Origin of the sequence: Streptomyces sp. C, from assembly GCF_000158895.1 — a bacterium.
GTDB lineage: Bacteria > Actinomycetota > Actinomycetes > Streptomycetales > Streptomycetaceae > Streptomyces > Streptomyces racemochromogenes.
On sequence record NZ_GG657750.1, the window covers coordinates 3,847,415 to 3,849,819 of the forward strand.

Consider the following 2,405-nt stretch of genomic DNA (forward strand, 5'->3'; position numbering starts at 1 on the left):
CCGCGCCGTCGCCCCTGCCTCCGCTGTGTCCGCCGGCTCCGCCACGGACACGGCGTCGGTGTCACCGCTGACCTGCCAGGTCCACACGTACCCGCGCGCCCCGCGCCCCGTGAGCCGCAGCTCGTACGACTCCCCGGCGCGCAGCGCGATCCCGCGTACCTCCACCGGACGCCTCCCTCGTGGTCCGCGCGCGGTTCACGCCGGGCCGATCACCGCCCCCTCGTGCCAGCCCGCTCCGTCACGCCAGTAGTGCTGGAGCAGCCGGTCGGTGCGCAGGACGAGGACTTCCAGGTTGAACCCGAAGCTGCCCTGGAGCATCCCGGTGACGGCGACCGCGTCGTGCCCGAAGACCGCGCTGCGGGCCCAGGGCGCGCCCGCCGCGTTCCCCCGCCACCAGTGCTCGATCCGGCCGTCGGCGACCGCCACGCACAGCTCGTAGTTCCCGGCGGTGTCCTCGTCGGCGGCCCCGTACTGGCCCTCGATCAGACAGGGCGCGGAGCTGACGCGGCTGCCGAAGACCTCCCCGGCGCGCCAGACGAAGCCGTTGGGGTCGTCGCGCCACCACAGCTGCATCCGGCCGTCGGTGCGGGCGGCGACCAGGTCGAGCGTGCGGGAGCGGGTCTGGACGAGGGCGGGGCCGTAGTGGGCGATGCCGGAGGCGAAGCGGCCGCCGTCGTTCCAGGTCCAGGGGGCGCCGTTGATCCGCCACCAGTGGTTGAGGCGGCCGTCGGCGGTGCGGACGACCGCCTCGAAGTTGCCGGGCTTGCCGTAGTCGCTCTGGATGAAGGCCGGGGTCGAGCCGACGACCGCGTCGCCCGGGCCGAAGGCTCCGCCGTCGCGCCAGACGCCGACGGCCTGCTCGTAGTACCAGTGCCGCAGCCGGCCGCCGGTGGTGACGTGCAGGGACTCCATGTTCCGGTTGTAGGTGGTGCCGGTGAACGCGGGCTGGCCCGAGGCGTCGGAGGCGTAGGTCCGGCCCCGGGCCCAGGCGAAGGGCGCGTCGCCCTCGCGCCACCAGTGCTGGAGCCGGCCGCCGCCGGCGGTCGCCGCCATCTCGAAGTTGCGGTGGGCGCGGCCGTTGCCGCTCTCGTAGGTGCTGCCCGCGTGCAGGCGGCGCTTGCTCCAGGGGTCGACGTTGGTGCCGCGCAGGCCGCACTTGGCCCAGTAGTCGATGTTGACCTCGCCGTACGCGATCCGGCCGTACCCGCCGACGTGGTAGCCGGGCCCCCAGGAGTTCTTGAACAGCCAGCAGCCGGCCGCGTCGTCGTAGCCGACGACCAGCACGCAGTGCCCGCCGGCCAGCCGGTCGCTGGTGCGGTGGTACACCCCCGCCCCCAGCCCGAAGAAGTCGTCGTAGACGTCGAAGCAGGCGGTCAGCGGCCCGACCGTGTCCAGCCACACCTTCTGCTGCTCGACGTCGCCGAGGCGTACGTAGTCGCCGATGCGGACGGTCCGGCCCGAGCGGTCCCAGCTGGGCGTGTACTCGGCTCGCCAGGCGTCGCGCCGCTCGGCCGGCAGGCCGGGGGGCGGGGTGCTGTAGGGCCAGCAGTCGGGGTCGGCGAGACCGCCGTTGTCCCTGACCCAGTCGAGGGCCGTCTCCGGGTTGCCCCCCTGCCCACAGCTGGACTTCAGCCCGTCGTGGACGTCCCCCTCGGAGCGCTCGGCCCATACGTCGTGCTCGATCCGGGCCATGGACTCGACGAGCCCGGCCGCGCCGAAGGCCCAGCAGGAGCCGCAGGGGTTCTGGTCCTTGACCCTCGTCAGCCAGGGCCAGCCCCAGCGGCTGCGCCAGTCGACGGCGGCCGGCCGCCCGGTCGCCGCGCCGCTGTCGCGGAGCAGCCCGTTGGCGGCGCGCCGCCGGGTCAGGTGCGGGTTGCCGCTCGCCCGCCCCACGAGCGCCCGCAGGTCCACGGAGCCCGCCTCGGCGGCGGGCGTCAGGTTCACCCCCGGCTCCAGGCCCAGGGCGGGCCTCGGCACCGGCTCCTCGTCCGCCAGGTGCTCGCTGACGCTCCAGCGCGCCCCGCACTCCACGAGCTGCGCCCGCAGCTCCCCCACCGTCTGGACAGACTCCTCCGGCATCCCCGGCCCCCCAGCTGCAACCCTCGATCGTGAGCCCGGGGAGCGTCTCCCCACCACCGCCCCCCGTCAAGGGAGCCCACACGGTCGCGCGGTGGCACGGGGGTCGTACGTCTCCGGCTCCCGCGGGGGCCAGGGCGCCGCTGCGCGGGGCCGTCCCCTACCCGCCCTTCCACCGTTCCCCGGGCGTTGCCCGGACCCGTTCCGTGCGCTCCGCGCCCGGTGCGCTCAAACGCCGCGCGGGCTGGAATTTCGCTGCGCGAAATCCAGCCCCGCCGGCGTCCGGCTTCCCCAACCCCGCCGGCGTTCGGCTTCCCCAGCCCCGCCGG

The 2,405-nt window shown here is 75.2% G+C and carries 1 protein-coding gene; it reads right to left on the reverse strand.

Annotated elements, in window-relative coordinates:
- Positions 1-195: 195 nt before the first annotated feature.
- On the reverse strand, positions 196-2,079 hold the full coding sequence (locus SSNG_RS17200) for a C1 family peptidase (RefSeq protein ID WP_050779653.1): 1,884 nt from the start codon (positions 2,077-2,079) through the stop codon (positions 196-198).
- Between the last annotated feature and the right edge of the window lie 326 nt (positions 2,080-2,405).

Coding starts and splice junctions, on each gene's coding strand:
- SSNG_RS17200 (WP_050779653.1), bottom strand. CDS start 2,079: ATGCCGGAGGAGTCTGTCCAGACGGTGGGGGAGCTGCGGGCGCAGCTC.